Source organism: Pseudonocardia oceanicola (genome assembly GCF_047200735.1).
Lineage (GTDB): Bacteria > Actinomycetota > Actinomycetes > Mycobacteriales > Pseudonocardiaceae > Pseudonocardia.
The window spans coordinates 26500-43795 of sequence record NZ_JBJZON010000032.1 but is presented as its reverse complement, the minus strand read 5'-3'; the positions used below and the strand labels follow the sequence as shown (position 1 = coordinate 43795).

The following is a 17296-nucleotide window of genomic DNA, read 5'->3' as shown; positions in this document are numbered from 1 at the left end:
CTCCCCCCTCGCCTGACCCGCGCTCAGGCGTCCTGGGGAGCCGGCCGGCCGGCCGGGCCCTGGCGGTTGTAGTCCGCCTTGAACGCCTCGCGCTCGGCGTCCGACATCTCGTTCAGAAGGACGTTGGGGCTCTGCAGATGCGGCATGCGCCGCATGTGGTCGAGCGTCCACATCTTCTTCGGGTCGAGGTTCAGGTGCGGCTGGGCGGTCATGGTCTTGCCGTCGTCGCGGACCATGCCCATGTCCTTCACCACGTCGGCCCAGTTCCAGCCGTGGTACAGCGTCTCCCACTCGCGGTGACCCACGAGCCGGCCCATGTTCGGGGTCTCGCGACCCTGATAGACCGGGCGGAAGGCCTCGGCGTCCGTCCAGCGGCAGACCTCGTGGCAGTACGTCCGCCACTGCCCGTCGACCTCCTGCATGACCATGTCCTCACGCACGAGGCAGGGCACCATGCAGGTCCAGCAGCGGTGCGGGTACACGTAGTCGACGTCCTCGGCCACGATGGCGTTGTGGCCGTTCGGGATGGCGAGACGGTTGTAGTTCTCCCACCACTTGCCGTACTTGTCGTACCATCCCGGGTACTTGTACTCGAACCACTCGAAGTCCTCGTCGGTCATGCCGTCGATGCGCCAGTAGTTGGCGAGCCAACCCGTGGCGAAGAACTGCGCGACCTCGTGGACGTAGCCCTTGTTCCAGATCTGGTTCCAGGACTCCTCGACCAGGTCGTGCGGGATGACCAGGCCGTACTTCTCGAGCGGCAGCAGGTAGGACCGGTAGTAGTCGTCGTAGATCCAGCGGCGCCACATCTCCGCGTAGGACTCGCGGTCCTTGCGACGGTCCTTCGTGCCGTACTCGATGAAGGTGCCGATGGCGGCGTCGACGACGCGGTGGTTGTTCCACCACGCGTAGCGCAGGTCGCGCTCGAGCAGCTGGCGGTTGTCCTCGTCCGACAGCGCCATCAGCAGCGTGGCGTAGCCGTTGGAGATGTGCCGCGACTCGTCGGACTGCACGGAGTGGAAGACCGTCGGCAGCAGGTAGTCGCCGTTGGCCGCCGCCTCGGCCGGCATGGCCACGAACAGCGTGTTCGTGAAGGCCGTCTCGGCGACGATCGTCAGGTAGATGCTGGCCGCGGTGATCGCGTCACCGGTGATGAACCCCTCCGCGAACTGGCGGCCGATGGTGCCGCAGTAGTCCGTGTGGAAGTTCCGCAGGCTGTTGTTGAAGCCCGCCGGGTCGATGTAGTTGTTCATGTACAGGCGCTTGAGGTTCTGCTGGATGGTGCTGTGCCGAACCTCGTCGATCATCTGGATCGCCTGGCCGTTGTGCAGCTCCGGGTTCGGGACCGCGTGGAACAGCATCGGCATGGAGCGCGCCGCCGAGATCTCGGGCAACGGGATGATCGACAGGAAGAGCTTCTGCCACTCCAGCCAACGCTCCTGGACCTGGCGGAACATGTTCCCGCGGATCGCGCCGTCCTGCGCCCCGTAGACGCGGTGGTCCTTCTCCTCCTCCATCGGGAAGTAGGACCGCAGGACCTGCTTGAGCGGGTCCTTCTTCGCGGCCTTCCGGAAGGTGTAGTCGGTTCCGTACTTCATGTACGGCTCGTGGTACTGCGGCTCCCAGGCGAGTTCCTGGATCTTCTGGTGAGCCTTCGCCAAGCTCTGCCGACTCACGTCGTCTCCTCACGGTGGTGGGGTGAGAGCGCACAGAGCTGACGCCGCCGGCCGGCGCGGGAGCCCGCGACGCTGTCGGGCCCTGTGCCGAGGTTCGCCTTGGCCGGGTCGGCAGTGCACCCCGCCGCAGCTCGCCTCGTGCCAGGAATCACACCGCCGACCCCCCTGACCTGCGGTCTCAATATGAGACGGTATGGAGTTGACCAGGCCCTTCCGGGTGGGACCGCTCACCTCTAGCGTGGCTCGGGTCCGGGCGGTACCGTCCGGGCCGATACCGGCTGCCGCGACACCGCGGACCACAGCTGCTCCGAGAAGGGCAACCGGTTGGTCGAGAAGAACGAACACGCCATGCGCCGCGGCGCCGCCGCACCCGGCGATGTCCGGCACGGTGCAGGCCCCGGAAAGGCGCCGGACGACGAGGCCGAGTCCGGGCGCCGCCGACCCGTGCCCGTCGGTCCGGCCACCGTCGGCAAGGCCGCCGAGTGCGTGGCCCTCGCCCGGGACGCGTTCCTCCACTTCGAGGAGCCGGATCCCAGCGCCGTGCGGGCGCCGATCCTGGCCTCGTGGACCCGCTCGCGGCAGTTCTCGGTGCCGAGCGACCACCTCGAGCTGCCGTACGAGAGCGACGCCGAGCCGGACACCCCGCTGCTGCGCGCGGCCCGGCCCGTCATCTCCGACATCGCCGACCAGTTCGCCACCGAGCCGGTCAGCGTGATCCTCTGTGACGACGAGGGCGTCGTCATCGACCGGCGCACCGGTGACAGCGCCCTGCGCCACCACCTCGACCGGATCTGGCTGGCCCCCGGCTTCAGCTACGCCGAGCAGTACGTCGGCACCAACGGAATCGGCACCGCGCTGGAGGGCCGCGCGCCCGCCCAGGTGTTCGGGCACGAGCACTACGTCGAGCACCTCGAGGACATGGCGTGCGCCGGCGTGCCGATCCACCATCCGGTCAGCGGGAAGCTGCTCGGGGTGCTCGACCTGACCTGCTGGCGCAGCGAGGCCAGCGCGATGATGGCCGCGACCGCCGCCACGATCGCCCGGCGCATCGAGGAGACGCTGCTCGAGCAGTCCGGCCGCCGCGAGCTCACGCTCCTGCACGACTACCTCTCGGCCTGCCGCCGGGGCCGGGGCGCGATCTTCGCCGTCAGCGACGACCTGCTGATGATGAACGACCGGGCGCGCGAGCTCATCGACCCGTCCGACCAGGCCCCGTTGCTGGCCGAGGCCACGGACGCGATCCGAAGCGGAAGGCGACGCCAGCTGCTCGTCGACCTGCCCAGCGGCGCCACGGCTCGGGTGCAGTGCCGGCCGAGCTGGGCCGAGGGCGGGCTCTCCGGCGGGATTCTGCAGGTCCAGCTGGTCTCCCGCGCCCCGCTGCACGGCCGCCCGTCGACGCCGTCGATCACCACGGCCCTGCCGGCCGCCGTCGGGTCCGGGGCACTGTGGACCAAGTGCGCCCAGGCCGTCGACCGGCACTTCCGGATGAACGAGTGGCTGGTCCTGGAGGGCGAGAAGGGGTCGGGGCGGACCACGCTGGCCCGGGCCACCCACCAGATGCACTCCCCCGCCGGACACGTGCGGGTGCTCGACGCCGAGCACTGCGGCCCGCGATGGATCGCCGAGGTGTCCGACGAGTTGCGCACGAGCGGCGGGACGCTCGTGCTGCAGCACCTGGACTCGCTCTCCCCGCAGCACGCGCTGGCGCTGGCCGACGCGCTGGAGCCCTTCCGGGAGTCCACCGACCCGGAGCGACAGTGGGTCGTCGCCACCCGGTCGCGGACGGCGGAGCCCGACTCCCCGGAGCTCGCCGAGCTGCTCGGCTGCTTCCCGCGCAGCATCGAGGTGCCGCCGCTGCGCCACCACATCGAGGACGTCGCCGAGCTGGTGCCCTACCTGCTCGCCCGGCTCACCCGGGGCGCGGACCTGCACTGCTCGCCCGAGGCGATGCGGGTGCTGATGCGCAACCGCTGGCCGGGCAACGTCGACCAGCTCTACCAGGTGCTGCGCAAGGTCGTCGCGCGGCGGCGCACCGGGACGATCCGGCCCGAGGACCTCCCGCCGGAGACCCGCGCGATCACCCGCCGGGTGCTCACCCCGCTCGAGGCGATCGAGTGCGACGCCATCGTCGACGCCCTGCTCGACACGGACGGCAACAAGGCCGAGGCCGCCCGGCGGTTGGGGATGTCCCGGGCCACGATCTACCGCAAGATCCGCGGCTACGGCATCTCGATGCCGGACGGCTCGAAGGTCTGACGGTCGGGACCCGGACCGCCGCACGCTCGGCTCGCACCCGCGGCGGAGGGAGGAGGCCGGGCCGTCCGGCGCGGCGATCCCGCGGAGCGACCGGGAGCTCTTCCCGCATGGAGCGGACCGTTCGCCCTGCGACGCCTCCGCTTCCGGGACGTGGATCATGAGGCGGACTCAGCGTCCCCGAGGCTTCGGCTTCCACTCGGTGAAGCCGGCGCGCTCGGCGTCCTCGGCGGTGCGGAACCAGGCCGCGGGCTTGGTCCGGCCGAAGTACGGGCTCGACGGCGAGTGGAACAGCATCGACTTCGCGTTGCCCTTGATCGTGAAGTCGGGGCTCGGCGCGGAGCCGTCGGGCCGCGGGGCTGCGGAGCCGGGCCCGTACGGCCCCTCGGGGACCGAGGCCGGCTCCGTGGGCGATGCAGCGGGCTCCCCGGGCGGCGGCGCGGCCTCCCCGGGTGGCGCGGGCTTGTTCGACCCGGCCTGCTCCGTCGGCCCCGCCTGCTCCGTCGGCCCCGCGTGCTCCGTCGGCCCCGCCTGCTCCGTCGGCCCCGCCTGCTCCGTCGGCCCCGCCTGCTCCGTCGGCCCCGCCTGCTCCGTCGGCCCCGCCTGCTCCGTCGGCCCCGCGTGCGCCGTCGGCCCGGCCTGTTCCGTCGGCCCCGCCTGCTCCTGCGCTGCCTCCTCGCGCGGCTCTTCCCTCTCGGCAGGCTCCGCCCTCTCCGGGCCCGGCTCCTCGACCAGCGGCTCCGGGGTGGTGCACGACAGACCCGGCGGGGCGTGGCCGTTCGTCACGGCCCCGGTCCGGCCGGTCGACCCGTTCACCGCCACGGCGCCGTCCCCACCCCGACCGGCGCCGACCGTCACCTCGTCCGGAACCTGCGACACGGCCCGGGCCCACTCGTCCCGCACGGGCCGGCCCGCCCCCGAACGCCGCCAGAACACCCACGCGACCGCACCCGCCACGGCACCGGCCACGCCCCCCACCCCGAGCAGCAGGAGTCCGCGCCGGCTGCGGTCTCGTCGGTCGGCCATCCTCGGCTCCCCTCGTCGGTGCTCGTCACACCCTAGGAGACCGCCGGACGACCCCGCCCTCCCGCGCAGCGCCCCGGCGGCGCCCGCGCTGCGTCGTCGGCCTGACGAAGACGCCGGGTAGGAGCTGCGGCCTCCGCCTGACGCGGACACCGCCTGGCCGCACGCGACGGCCGGCTTCGTCCAGCAGCCTCCCGGGTTCAGCCGCCGGGCACCCGGGCGACCCCACCCCGACGACCGCTCGTGCTGCTCAGGACCGTGCCTGCTTCACCTTCTCGTAGCGCGCGAGGGCCTCCTGGCGCTCGGCCTTGTGGTCGACGATCGGGTCGGGGTACCCCTCCGGCACACCGTCGGGCAGCGTCCACGGCTGGTGGACCGCCTTGCCGGCGACGCCGCGCAGCTCGGGGACGTACGTGCGCACGTAGTCGCCGTTCGGGTCGAACCTCTCCCCCTGCGTGATCGGGTTGAACACGCGGAAGTACGGCGAGGCGTCCGTCCCGCTGCCCGCGGTCCACTGCCATCCGTGCTGGTTGGAGGCGAGGTCACCGTCGACCAGCAGCTGCATGAAGTGCCGCGCGCCCCACCACCAGGGCAGGTGCAGGTCCTTGACCAGGAACGAGGCCACGACCATCCGCAGCCGGTTGTGCATCCACGCCTCGGCACGCAGCTGGCGCATGCCGGCGTCGACGATCGGGAAGCCGGTGCGGCCCTGCTTCCACGCCTCGAAGTGCTCGTCGGCCGTCCTGCCCGAGGCGAGCGGGAGGGCGTCGAAGGCGCGGTCGTGGTTCCGGCGCGCGGAGTCCGGCCGCTGGAAGAGGATGTCGGCGTAGAACTCCCGCCACGCGATCTCGGTGCGGTAGGTGTCGGCGCTCGCGGACCGCTTGCGGGCCAGGTCGGCGAGCAACGTCCGCGGATGGACGCATCCGTACTTGAGGTACACCGACATCCGCGACGTCGCCGGCTTGTCCGGGCGGTTGCGGTCGTCGCCGTAGTGGTCCACGGCGTCGTCGAGGAAGTCGGTCCAGGTCCGCAGGGCAGCCTCCTCGCCGGGCTCGGGGAGCGTGGCGTCGACCGCGACGTCGTCGGGGATCGTCGCCGCACGCGGCCCGGCCCTCGTGCCCGCCGGGTCCATCCAGGACACGGTCGAGGCGGAGGTGTCGGCCGGCCCGCGCCAGCCGTGGTCGCGCCAGGCCCGGCGGAACGGGGTGAACACGCGGAAGGGATCGCCGTCGGCCTTGCGGACGCGGCCGGGGGCGACGGCGTAGGGCGAGCCGGTGCGCACGAGCTCGCGCCCGGCGTCGGCCAGCGCCTTCTCGACCACCTCGTCCCGGCGGTGCCCGTAGGGCCCGAAGTCGGCCGCGACGTGCACGGTACGGGCCTCGACGGCCTCGGCGATCCGCGGCACGACGTCGGCCGGGTCGCCCGTGACGACCAGCAGCCTCCCGCCGAGGGCCGCGTCGAGCCGGCGCAGACAGCCGTAGAGGAAGGTGAGCCGCGCCCCGCCGCTCGGCCGGATCAGGGCGGGATCGAGCACGAACAGCGCGAGCGCCTCGTCCGAGGAGTCGGCCGCGGCCAGGAAGGTGGGCTGGTCGCCGACGCGCAGGTCGCGCCGGAACCAGACGACGGAGCGCTCGGGCATGCGCCGACGCTAGCGGCGCGCGTGCTGACCCGCGCGCCGAACTCACTGCCGCCGGATGCACGAACGGCGCTCCCGTGCGACAGGTCCGCACGAGAGTGCCGTTCGGGTAGCACGGATCCGTCAGCGGGAGGACATCTCCAGGTAGTTCCGCTCGCCGGAACCGGTGTAGAGCTGGCGCGGGCGGCCGATCTTGTTCTGCGGGTCGGCCATCATCTCGCGCCAGTGCGCGATCCAGCCGGGGAGTCGACCGAGCGCGAACAGCACCGTGAACATCTTCGTCGGGAAGCCCATGGCCCGGTAGATCACGCCGGTGTAGAAGTCGACGTTCGGGTAGAGCTTGCGCTCGACGAAGTAGTCGTCGGCGAGGGCCTTCTCCTCGAGCCGCATCGCGATGTCGAGCAGCGGGTCCGTCACGCCGAGGGCCTTCAGCACCTCGTCGGCGTTCTGCTTGACGATCTTCGCGCGCGGGTCGTAGTTCTTGTAGACCCGGTGCCCGAAGCCCATCAGCTTCGCGCCCTTCTCCTTGTTCTTGACGCGCTCGACGAAGGCGTCGACGTTGCCGTCCTCGACCTCCTGGATGCGGGTGAGCATCTCCAGGACCGCCTGGTTCGCCCCGCCGTGCAGCGGGCCGAACAGGGCGTTCACGCCGGCGGAGATCGACGCGAACAGGTTGGCCTGCGACGAGCCGACCAGTCGGACCGTGGAGGTCGAACAGTTCTGCTCGTGGTCGGCGTGCAGGATCAGCAGCGTGTCGACGGCCTTGGCCATCACCGGGTCGACCTCGTAGGGCTCGGCCGGGAAGCCGAAGGTCATCCGCAGGAAGTTCTCGACCAGACCCAGCGAGTTGTCCGGGTAGAGGAACGGCTGGCCGACGGACTTCTTGTAGGCGTAGGCCGCGATGGTGAAGACCTTCGCCATCAGGCGGACGGTGGACAGCTCGACGGCCTTCTCGTCGAACGGGTCCAGGCTGTCCTGGTAGAAGGTCGACAGCGCCGACACGGCGGAGGACAACACCGGCATCGGGTGCGCGTCCCGCGGGAAGCCGTCGAAGAAGCCCTTGAGGTCCTCGTGCAGCAGCGTGTGCCGGCTGATGTCCGTGGTGAACTGGTCGAGCTGGGCCCGGGTGGGCAGCTCGCCGTAGATGAGCAGGTAGCTCACCTCGAGGAAGGTCGACCGCTCCGCGAGCTGGTCGATCGGGTACCCGCGGTACCGGAGGACGCCCGCGTCGCCGTCGATGTAGGTGATCGCGGAGGCGCAGGCGGCCGTGCTGGTGAAGCCGGGGTCGAAGGTCGTCATCCCCGTCTTCGCGAGGAGCTTGCTGACGTCGACTGCCGAAGCACCCTCCGTCGGCGCCTTGATCGCCATCTCGTGCTCGCCGCCCGGGTACTGGAGGACAGCGGTGTCTGTTCGGGCGGACTCGTCAGCCATGTGGAGGTTCCCTCTCACACTCGTTGCTTGTGCGTTGGTCGCCACGCTAGTGCGCCGCCGCGCATCCGTACCGTTCGGCGGATCTCCGTCACGTCTCGAGGCGGTAAGGATCACTCCACGGGACGCTTCTTACTGCCCTGTCGCGCCCATGGTCGTCCTCCAGGGCCGGAACGGCATCCCCTGGCGTCCACCCGCGGTCACCGGCGGGCGTCGAGGGGAACGCGATAGTCCCAGAACTCGCGGTACCGGAACACCACCGCGACGACCACGACCACGACCACGACCCCGCCGATCCAGGCGGCCGTCCCGGGCCCGACGACAGCGGCGGCCGAGCCGTGCCAGAGGTCCGCCAACCGGGGCCCGCCGGCCACGACCACCAGGAACACGCCCTGCATCCGGCCGCGCATCTCGTCCGTGGCGACCGACTGCAGCATCGAGCTGCGGTACACCGAGCTGACCAGGTCGCCCGCGCCCGCCACCGCGAGCGCGACGACGGCGATCCACAGCGAGGAGGTGAGCCCGAAGGCGGCGACGCCGAGCCCCCACACGCAGATCGCGACGGTGACCGCGACGCCCTGCCGGGACACCCGCTGCAGCCAGCCGGAGAACAACCCGCCCGCGACCATGCCGATGGGGATGGCCGCGAACAGCAGGCCCAGCGCGAAGCCGCCACCGGGCGGGTCACCGAACACGGTCTGGCTGATCTCCGGGAAGACCACGCGCGGCATGCCGAAGCCCATCGCGATGACGTCGACCAGGAACGAGACCAGGAGGATCTTGTGCAGGGCGGCGTAGCGGAAGCCGTCGACGATCTGCCGCAGGCCCGCCCTCGGCCGCTCCCCGGCCGCCTGCGGCGGCACCGCGGGCAGCCGGAACGTGGCCCAGATCGTGGCCAGCAGGAAGATCGCGTCGAGCAGGTAGAGCGTGCCCAGACCGACGACCGGGATGAGCACGCCGGCCAGCAGCGGCCCGACGATCGCGCCGAGCTGCACGACCGTCATGTTCAGGGCGTTCGCCGCGGGCAGCTGGGCCGCCGGCAACAGGCGCGGGATGACGACGGAGCGCGCGGGCTGGTTCATCGCGAGCATCGACGTCTGCAGCGCGAACAGCACGAGCACGACCCAGACGGTGCCGACCCCGCTGGCCGCGACCACCCACAACGCGAGCGAGGTGATCGCGATCCCGGTGCCGGTCAGCAGCAGCATCCGGCGACGGTCCACGGCGTCGGCGATCGCGCCGCCCCACAGCCCGAAGATCACCAGCGGGACGAGGCCGAACGCGCCGGTCAGGCCCACGTAGGCCGAGGAACCGGTCATCGCGTAGATCTGGGTGGGCACGGCGACGACGGACATCTGCGCGCCGACCGTCGTGACGATCCCGGCGACCCACAGCCGCCGGTAGGACGGCGTCTCCAGCGGGGTGGTGTCGGCGAAGGTGTTGCGCGCCAGGCCGGCCAGCCGGGCGCGCAGCGTCCGGCCCTCCGGCAGCTGCGCCGTGGTCGCCCCGGGATCCACCGGCACCCGGCGGGTGGCCGCCTCGCCGCGCACCGGCCGGGTCGGCGCCTCCGGGCCCGCGGCCAGCCGCTCGGTGCTCGCCTCGGCCGGGCCGGGGGCGGGGACGGTGAACGGGTCCGCCCGCGGGTCGTGGGCGGGCCGGGTGGGCGGCTCCGGCGCGGGGCGCGGGGGCTCGGCGCGCAGCGGATCCGTGGGCTGGTCCGGGCCCGGTCCCGGACGGGTGCGACTCACGTTCCCACAGGTACCACGACCGTCCGACACCGCCGCGGTCCGACGGCGGTCGCAACCGGACAGGACGGGCGAAGCGGGCAGCGCTGCGGCGGCGGGCGGCACCGTCGTTCACGAGGTGTGGGCGAAGGCGCCGCTCGCTCGGCCGCGCGGTGGCTACGGCGCCAGCCGCACGACCTTCCACGTCCGCGAGTCGCGGTCGCCCACGAACCGGAGCCGGTCGTGCATCCGGTTGGTGCGTCCCTGCCAGAACTCGACCTCGTCCGGCACGATCCGCCAGCCGCCCCAGTGCGGCGGCCGGGGGATGACCTCGGTGTCGGCGAACCGGCGCTCGGTGGCGGCCAGCGCGTCGTCGAGCACACCGCGGTCGGTCACGACGGCGGACTGGGCCGAGGCCCACGCCCCGAGCTGGGAGCCGCGCGGGCGGGTGGTCCAGTAGGCGTCGGCCTCGGCGTAGCTGGCCTGCTGCACCAGGCCGCGGACGTGCACCTGGCGGTGCAGCGCGTACCAGGGGAAGGTCGCGGACGCCTCGTGCGACTGGCGCAGGTCGCGGCTCTTGGCGGAGGTGAAGTTCGTGTAGAAGACCACGCCTCGCTCGTCGAGCCCCTTGCACAGCACCGTGCGCGACGACGGGCGGCCGTCCGGGTCCGCCGTGGCGAGCACCATCGCGTTGGGCTCGGTGACCCCGGCCCCGCCGGCCTCGGCCAGCCAGCGGGCCAGCTGCTCGTGCCAGGTCGGGGCGAGCTGGTCGACGTCGAACCCTCCGGCGCCGTAGTCGACCCGCATGGCGGCGAGCGTCAGTTCGGTCATTCGCACCTCCTCGTGGAGCCCGACGGTATGTGGGCACCCCGGCCGGGCGACACCCTCCGTTCGGGTCCGGTGACCGAGCACACCTGACCGTTCCGTTGTGCTCCGGTGCTGGTCGGAGGCAGGGTGGCGGCGAGCACGCGCGCGGACCCGCGCGCAAGCAGGGACACCGGCCGACGGCGCCACCCGGCGACGGCCGCCGGTGCGCACCGACACGTGAGGAGAACCCCGGTGTCCGAGGACCACGCCGTCCCCCCGCCCCCGCCCGGCTTCAAGTCCGGCCTGGAGGGGCACGTCGCCTTCCGGACCGAGATCGCCGAGCCCGACAAGGACGGCGGCGCGCTGCGGTACCGGGGCGTCGACATCGAGGACCTGGTCGGTCAGGTCACCTTCGGCAACGTCTGGGCGCTGCTGGTCGACGGCCGGTTCGGGCCGGGCCTGCCGCCCGCCGAGCCGTTCCCGATCCCGGTCCACACCGGCGACGTCCGTGTCGACGTGCAGGCCGCCCTGGCGATGCTCGCCCCGCACTGGGGCTACCAGCCGCTGCTCGACACCTCGGTCGAGGAGGCCCGCGAGCAGCTCGCCCGGGCGTCGGTCATGGCGCTGTCCTACGTCGCCCAGTCCGCCCGTGGCATCGGCATCCCGGCGGTGCCGCAGTCCCGCGTCGACCAGGCGACGACGATCACCGAGCGGTTCATGGTCCGGTGGAAGGGCGAGCCGGACCCGGCGCACGTCAAGGCGATCGACGCCTACTGGGTCTCCGCCGCCGAGCACGGCATGAACGCCTCCACCTTCACCGCGCGCGTCATCGCGTCCACCGGCGCGGACGTCGCGGCCTCGCTGTCCGGCGCGATCGGCGCCATGTCCGGCCCGCTGCACGGCGGCGCCCCGGCCCGGGTGCTGCCGATGATCGCCGAGGTCGAGAAGACCGGTGACCCGGAGGCGCTGGTCACGGGCATCCTCGACCGCAAGGAGAAGCTCATGGGCTTCGGGCACCGGGTCTACCGGGCCGAGGACCCGCGGGCCCGTGTGCTGCGCCGCACCTGCCAGGAACTGAACGCGCCGCGCTACGAGGTGGCCGCCGCGCTGGAGCAGGCCGCACTGCGGATCCTGCGCGAGCGCCGCCCCGACCACCCGATCGAGACCAACGTCGAGTTCTGGGCCGCGGTGATCCTGGACTTCGCCCAGGTCCCGCCGCACATGATGCCGGCGATGTTCACCAGCGCCCGGACCGCGGGCTGGTCGGCACACATCCTGGAGCAGAAGCGGGAGAACAAGCTCGTGCGTCCCTCGGCCCAGTACGTCGGCCCGGGCCCGCGCAAGCCGCAGGACGTCGAGGGCTTCGACCTGCTCGTCCACTGACCTCGTGAGCGGCGATAGTCGCTGTAGCGACTATCGCCACTCACAGGCGGCGGGTCAGGCCGGCGCGGGGACGGGCACCGGGGTGCGGAGGCGGCGGATGGCCAGGCTGGCGATCGCGGCCAGGACGCAGAGCGCCGCGCCCCCGTACCACGCCGCGTCGTAGCTGCCGGAGGCGTCGCGGACGAGCCCCGCAGCCAGGGCGGCGGCCGCGGCGCCGAGCTGGTGGCTCGCGAACACCCAGCCGAACACGACCGGGGCCGTCGCTCCGAACCACTCGCGGCACAGCGCCATCGTGGGCGGCACCGTCGCCACCCAGTCCAGGCCGTAGAAGATCACGAAGGCGAAGATGCTGGCGTTCAGGTCGGCGCCGAACAGCGGCACGAGCAGCGCCAGCGACACCCCGCGCAGCAGGTAGTAGGCGCCGAGCAGGAGCCGCGGGTCGAAGCGGTCGGTGAGCCAGCCGGACAGCACGGTCCCGCCCACGTCGAAGATCCCGACCAGCGCCAGCAGGCTCGCCGCTGTGGTCGCCGGCATGCCGTGGTCGTGCGCGGCCGGTACGAAGTGCGTCTGGATCAGCCCGTTCGTGGTGGCCCCGCAGACGAGGAACCCGCCCGCGAGCAGCCAGAAGGTGCGCGTGCGCGCGACCCGGACCAGGGCGCCGACGGCCAGCCGGGCGGCCCCGGACCGGATCGGCTCGACGACGTCGGCCTCCGTGCCGCCGTAGGGCAGCTCACCCACGTCGGCCGGGCGGTTGCGCAGGAGCAGCAGCACGACCGGCACCACGACCAGCGCTGCGCCGGCCACCGTGACCGAGGCGGTGCGCCAGCCGGACCTCTCGACGACGTGCGCGATCACCGGCAGGAAGACCAGCTGCCCGGTCACGTTGGCCGCGGTGAGGATTCCGGTGACCAGGCCGCGCCGGGACACGAACCAGCGCCCGACGACCGTCGCCACCAGGGCCATCGCCATCGACCCGGTGCCCAGCCCGACGATCACGCCCCAGAGCAGGACGAGCTGCCAGGACTGCGTCATGAACACGGTCAGCCCGGAGCCGACGGCCACCATCACCAGCGCGACCGAGACCACCTGCCGCACCCCGAAGCGCTCCATCAGCGCCGCCGCGAAGGGTGCCGTCAGGCCGAACAGCGCCAGGTTCACCGACAGCGCCGCCGAGATCGATCCGATGGACCAGCCGAACTCGGAGTGCAGCGGCTCCACCATCACCCCCGGCGTCGACCGGAAGCCGGCCGCGCCGATGATCGCGAGGAAGGTCGCCGCCGCGGCCCACCAGGCGGGGTGGACGCGACCGCGCCGGGGAGGGGTGCTGAGTTCACTCACAGGATGCAGCCTGGCCGATCGGGCCCGCCCGCAAAAGCGTGTCCGCGACGGCGCGCGGCGTCGTCGTCATCGGCATGCGCCGCAGGAGGCGGGCGCCTGGCGCCGCGGCGCTCAGGGCACCCCGGCGAGCTCGAGCGCGCGCACGGCCGCGGCGAACTCGGTGAGCTCCCGGCCGACGTCCGCGCCGGTGGGGCGCAACAGCAGTCCGGCGGGCCGCAGCCGCGCGACGACACGGTCCAGGTCCGCCCCCGGCGTCACCTCGACGACGGTGCGCAGGGCGGCCCCACGGGGCGAGCGCACGCCGAAGGTCAGCGGCACGTACTCCGTCGCGCCCGGCCGGGCCAGCCAGGCCGGGACGCCGCCCACGCCGTGCTCGCGCCGGAGCACCTCGCGGACCGCGGCCGCGTGCGCCTCCGGGTCCCGGCCGCTCCCACCCGGCAACCCCACGACCAGCTCGGTCCGGCCCCGGGCCCGCACGGCCAGGTCGGCGACCGCGCCGGCGTCGGCCGAGGCCCGTCGCCAGTGTCCGCCCACGGCCAGGCCGATGCGGATCCGCGAGGTCCGCTCGGCCGCGACCGCGAGGGCCATGCCGGCGTCCGAGTAGCTGCGCGGCGCGTCGTGGCACCACGCACGGGCGTAGCCGAGCTGCTCGGCCAGCGCGACGTGCTCCGGCGTCGCCACCGTGGCGGCGAGCGCGCAGTCGATCTCCATCTCGGTCCTCCGTCGACGTCCCAGACCGGTATCTCGACCGATCAGGATGAGACGTTGCAGCCGCAACGGGAACGGCGGGGGGGTTCGCTCGGACGGCCGCCGCACTGCACCGCTCCGGTGATGCCGCCTCACCCGCACGGCGGAGTCGGCGCGGCCACCCTCCGTGCAGGGCCGAACCCGCCACCCCACGCGCGCCGGAGGCTTGCGACACTGGGGCACGTGACCGCGTCGACCAGCTCCGACCTGCAGATCCCCGCCGACCTCCTCCCCGGCGACGGGCGGTTCGGCTGCGGACCGTCCAAGGTCCGCCCCGAGCAGCTCCGGGCGCTCGCGGACGCCGCGGACGTGATGGGCACCTCGCACCGGCAGAAGCCGGTGAAGTCCCTGGTCGGGCGGGTACGCGCCGGCCTGCGTGAGCTGTTCTCGCTGCCCGACGGCTACGAGGTCGTCCTCGGCGACGGCGGCTCCACCGCCTTCTGGGACGCCGCGGCGTTCGGCCTGGTCCGGGAGCGGTCGCTGCACCTGACCTACGGCGAGTTCTCCTCGAAGTTCGCCGACACCACCAAGGGCGCGCCGTTCCTGGCCGACCCGGTGATCGTGTCCGCCGAGCCCGGCAGCGCGCCGGAGCCGACCGCGGACCCGTCGTGCGACGTCCTGGCCTGGGCCCACAACGAGACGTCCACCGGCGTCGCGGTGCCGGTCGTGCGGCCGGAGTCCTCGATCGAGGGCCAGCTCGTGGTGATCGACGCGACCTCGGGCGCCGGCGGCCTGCCCGTCGACATCACCCAGGCGGACGCGTACTACTTCGCGCCGCAGAAGGGCTTCGCGTCCGACGGCGGGCTGTGGCTCGCGCTGGTGAGCCCTGCCGCGCTCGGCCGGGTCGCCGAGCTGGCGCAGGGCGACCGCTGGATCCCGCCGTTCCTGTCGCTGGCCACCGCCGTCGACAACTCGGTCAAGGACCAGACGTACAACACCCCGGCCGTGGCCACACTGATCATGCTCGCCGACCAGATCGACTGGATGCTGGGGCTCGGCGGGCTCGACGCGTGCGTCGCGCGCACCCAGGACTCCTCGAGCCGGCTCTACTCCTGGGCCGAGAAGTCGGACTACACCACGCCGTTCGTGACCGACCCGACACACCGGTCCCAGGTCGTCGGCACGGTCGACTTCGCGGACTCGGTCGACGCGGCCGCCGTCGCGAAGATCCTCCGGGCGAACGGGATCGTGGACACCGAGCCCTACCGCAAGCTGGGCCGCAACCAGCTGCGGATCGGCATGTTCCCGGCCGTGGAGCCGACGGACGTCTCGGCCCTGACCGCCTGCATCGACTGGGTGGTCGAGCAGCTGCACTGAGCGGAGCGAACATCAGCGCCGAGCGGAGCCTGCGTAGCGAACATCAGCGCCGAGCGGAGCCTGCGTCGCGAACATCAGCGCCGAGCGGAGCCTGCGTCGCGAACCTCAGAACCGGGACTCTCCCACTCCCCGAACGGCCGGGTCGCCTCGTGCGACCCGGCCGTTTCGCGTCGGTACGGGGTGACGGAATGTAGTCACAGCAGTAACATGCGTCCCAGATTTACCGATCTCGGCACGACGTGCGACGGTACGGAGTGTCCACCGGCGTGAGCGGTCGCCGGTGCGGATCAGAAGGCCACGTCGAGGGCCGGAAGGGCCCACCGGCGCGCCTCACTCGTCGGACACGATTCGGCAACTACCGTCACCCGGACGGGGTCAGAGCGAGCGAGGAGGCCGGCGGATATGCGGTCGTTGCGGGTCGTCGGGATCACCGAGGACGGTTCGGTGGTCCTCGAGGACTCGGCGCGCCGCGAACGGTTCACCGTGCCCGCCGACGAGCAGCTCCGAGCCGCCGCGAGGGGGGACCTGACCCGGCTCGGACAGATCGCGATCGAGTTGGAGAGCCAGTTGCGACCACGCGAGATCCAAGCTCGGATCCGGGCCGGAGCGTCCGTGGAACAGGTCGCCTCGGCCGCCGGGGTACCCGCCCAGAAGATCGAACGCTTCGCCTATCCGGTCCTGCTCGAACGCGCCCGTACGGCCGAGCTCGCCCGTGCGGCGCACCCCGTCCGGGAGGACGGGCCGGACGTGCGGACCCTCGCCGAGACCGTCGCGCACACCTTCGGGCTGCGCGGACAGGACCACACGGGCGCCGAGTGGGACAGCTGGAAGGGCGAGGACGGCAAGTGGGTCGTCGCCCTCGGATGGCGGTCCGGCCGTTCCGACATCCGGGCGCACTGGGTCTTCCAGCCGGGTGCGCACGGGGGCACCGTGACCGCGCTCGACGACCACGCCCGCGACCTCGTCGAGGGCCGTCCGCAGCAGCCGCTGCGGCCCGTCGGCCCGGTGATCGACATGGCGCGCCCGGACGACCCGGCGGCCGAGATGGCGGCCGAGGAGGTCGTGCCCGCCGCGGTCAACGGCGACCCCCGCCGGATCGCCCCCGACCAGCGCCGCGGCCCGCTGCCCTCGACGCGTCGAGAGCCGGTTCGCGCGCGTACGGACGGGCGGTCGGAGCCGGCCGGGCCACCACATCCCGCGACGCGGAGCACGGACACGCTGACGACGGACACCCGGACGGCGGAGGCCGGGCGGTCCGGGCTCGTCGGGTCGGGTCCGGGGTCGGCCGGGTCCGGGTCCGGGGCGGCCGGGTTCGGGTCGGGCTCGGGGTCGGCCGGGTTCGGGTCGGGCTCGGGGTCGGCCGGGTCCGGGTCGGGCTCGGGGTCGGCCGGGTCGGGGTCAGGCGGGTCCGGGCCAGGCGGGTCCGGATCGGCGGGGTTCGGGCCAGGGTTCGTCGGGTCCGGTTCGTCCGCATCGGGTTCGTCCGCATCGGGCTCGGGCGGTTCCGGGTCGGGCTCGATCGGATCCGGGTCGGGATCGGCCGGGCCGGATACCCCGCGGACCGGTGGTCTCGGGCCCGTGGGCCGTCGTGCCGACCCGGCGGGATCCGAGCCGCGCGAGCGCGCGGTGGAGGTTCCGGACGAGCGCTCCTCCGCCGGGACCGAGCCCGCGGACGGCACCGTGCAGGTCGAGTCCGCGGCACCCACCGCGACCGCGACACCGTCGGCCGTCACGACCGCACCCTCGGCATCGAGCGCCGATGGTGCTGTGAGCGTCGGCGGGACGGAGCAGAAGAGGGGCATCGACGCGGTCTCCGGGAGCGCGTCCGCCACCAAGCCGGGTGCAGCGGAGACGGCCGTGGACACCGCGGCATCGAGGAACGACGCAGCGGCTCCGGAGAAGGACGCGGCGGCCCCGGACAAGGACGCGGTCTCGACAGGGGACGCGACGGGCCCGGCCACGGA

Annotated in this window: 11 protein-coding genes and 1 pseudogene; 4 read left to right on the top strand and 8 right to left on the bottom strand. The window is 73.0% G+C overall.

Translation table 11 applies throughout. The features are described from left to right. Positions 1–23: 23 nt before the first annotated feature. Positions 24–1661, bottom strand: a complete 1638-nt coding sequence (locus ACL02T_RS30615; RefSeq protein ID WP_412834296.1) for a ferritin family protein — start codon at positions 1659–1661, stop codon at positions 24–26. Positions 1662–2000: 339 nt separating this feature from the next. Between ACL02T_RS30615 and ACL02T_RS30610 the strand changes: the two genes are divergently transcribed. After that, on the top strand, positions 2001–3932 hold the full coding sequence (locus tag ACL02T_RS30610) for a sigma-54-dependent Fis family transcriptional regulator (protein ID WP_412834278.1): 1932 nt from the start codon (positions 2001–2003) through the stop codon (positions 3930–3932). A 168-nt stretch (positions 3933–4100) separates the two neighbouring features. On the opposite strand, the gene ACL02T_RS30605 is transcribed toward ACL02T_RS30610, so the two are convergent. From ACL02T_RS30605 to pdxH, 5 genes are all read right to left on the bottom strand, one after another. Then, positions 4101–4955: a sunset domain-containing protein gene (locus tag ACL02T_RS30605; RefSeq protein ID WP_412834277.1), complete on the bottom strand. Its 855-nt coding sequence runs from the start codon at positions 4953–4955 to the stop codon at positions 4101–4103. Positions 4956–5202: 247 nt separating this feature from the next. Continuing rightward, a complete protein-coding gene (locus ACL02T_RS30600) occupies positions 5203–6591 on the bottom strand; it encodes a cryptochrome/photolyase family protein (RefSeq protein ID WP_412834276.1) in 1389 nt (462 codons plus the stop codon). 120 nt (positions 6592–6711) lie between these two features. Further along, positions 6712–8019, bottom strand: coding sequence for a citrate synthase (locus ACL02T_RS30595; protein WP_412834275.1), 1308 nt, complete (start codon positions 8017–8019; stop codon positions 6712–6714). Between the two features lie 197 nt (positions 8020–8216). Next, entirely contained in the window at positions 8217–9506 is a 1290-nt protein-coding gene (locus ACL02T_RS30590) for an MFS transporter (RefSeq protein WP_412834295.1), read from the bottom strand. Between the two features lie 411 nt (positions 9507–9917). Next, the gene (gene pdxH, locus ACL02T_RS30585) at positions 9918–10571 is read right to left on the bottom strand and encodes a pyridoxamine 5'-phosphate oxidase (RefSeq protein ID WP_412834274.1); all 654 of its coding nucleotides are present in this window, start codon (positions 10569–10571) and stop codon (positions 9918–9920) included. 228 nt (positions 10572–10799) lie between these two features. Between pdxH and ACL02T_RS30580 the strand changes: the two genes are divergently transcribed. Beyond that, the gene (locus tag ACL02T_RS30580; RefSeq protein ID WP_412834273.1) at positions 10800–11930 is read left to right on the top strand and encodes a citrate synthase 2; all 1131 of its coding nucleotides are present in this window, start codon (positions 10800–10802) and stop codon (positions 11928–11930) included. 54 nt (positions 11931–11984) lie between these two features. On the opposite strand, the gene ACL02T_RS30575 is transcribed toward ACL02T_RS30580, so the two are convergent. Beyond that, the gene (locus tag ACL02T_RS30575) at positions 11985–13268 is read right to left on the bottom strand and encodes an MFS transporter (RefSeq protein ID WP_412834272.1); all 1284 of its coding nucleotides are present in this window, start codon (positions 13266–13268) and stop codon (positions 11985–11987) included. A gap of 111 nt (positions 13269–13379) precedes the next feature. Further along, positions 13380–13979 (bottom strand): LLM class flavin-dependent oxidoreductase, encoded by a 600-nt coding sequence (locus ACL02T_RS30570; protein ID WP_412834271.1) that lies wholly within the window; start codon positions 13977–13979, stop codon positions 13380–13382. A gap of 219 nt (positions 13980–14198) precedes the next feature. Between ACL02T_RS30570 and serC the strand changes: the two genes are divergently transcribed. Both serC and sepH read left to right on the top strand, forming a co-directional pair. Beyond that, positions 14199–15332 (top strand): phosphoserine transaminase, encoded by a 1134-nt coding sequence (gene serC, locus ACL02T_RS30565; RefSeq protein WP_412834270.1) that lies wholly within the window; start codon positions 14199–14201, stop codon positions 15330–15332. Between the two features lie 402 nt (positions 15333–15734). Next, positions 15735–16508: pseudogene (gene sepH / locus ACL02T_RS30560) on the top strand (septation protein SepH); the annotation flags it as partial. Positions 16509–17296: the final 788 nt, after the last annotated feature.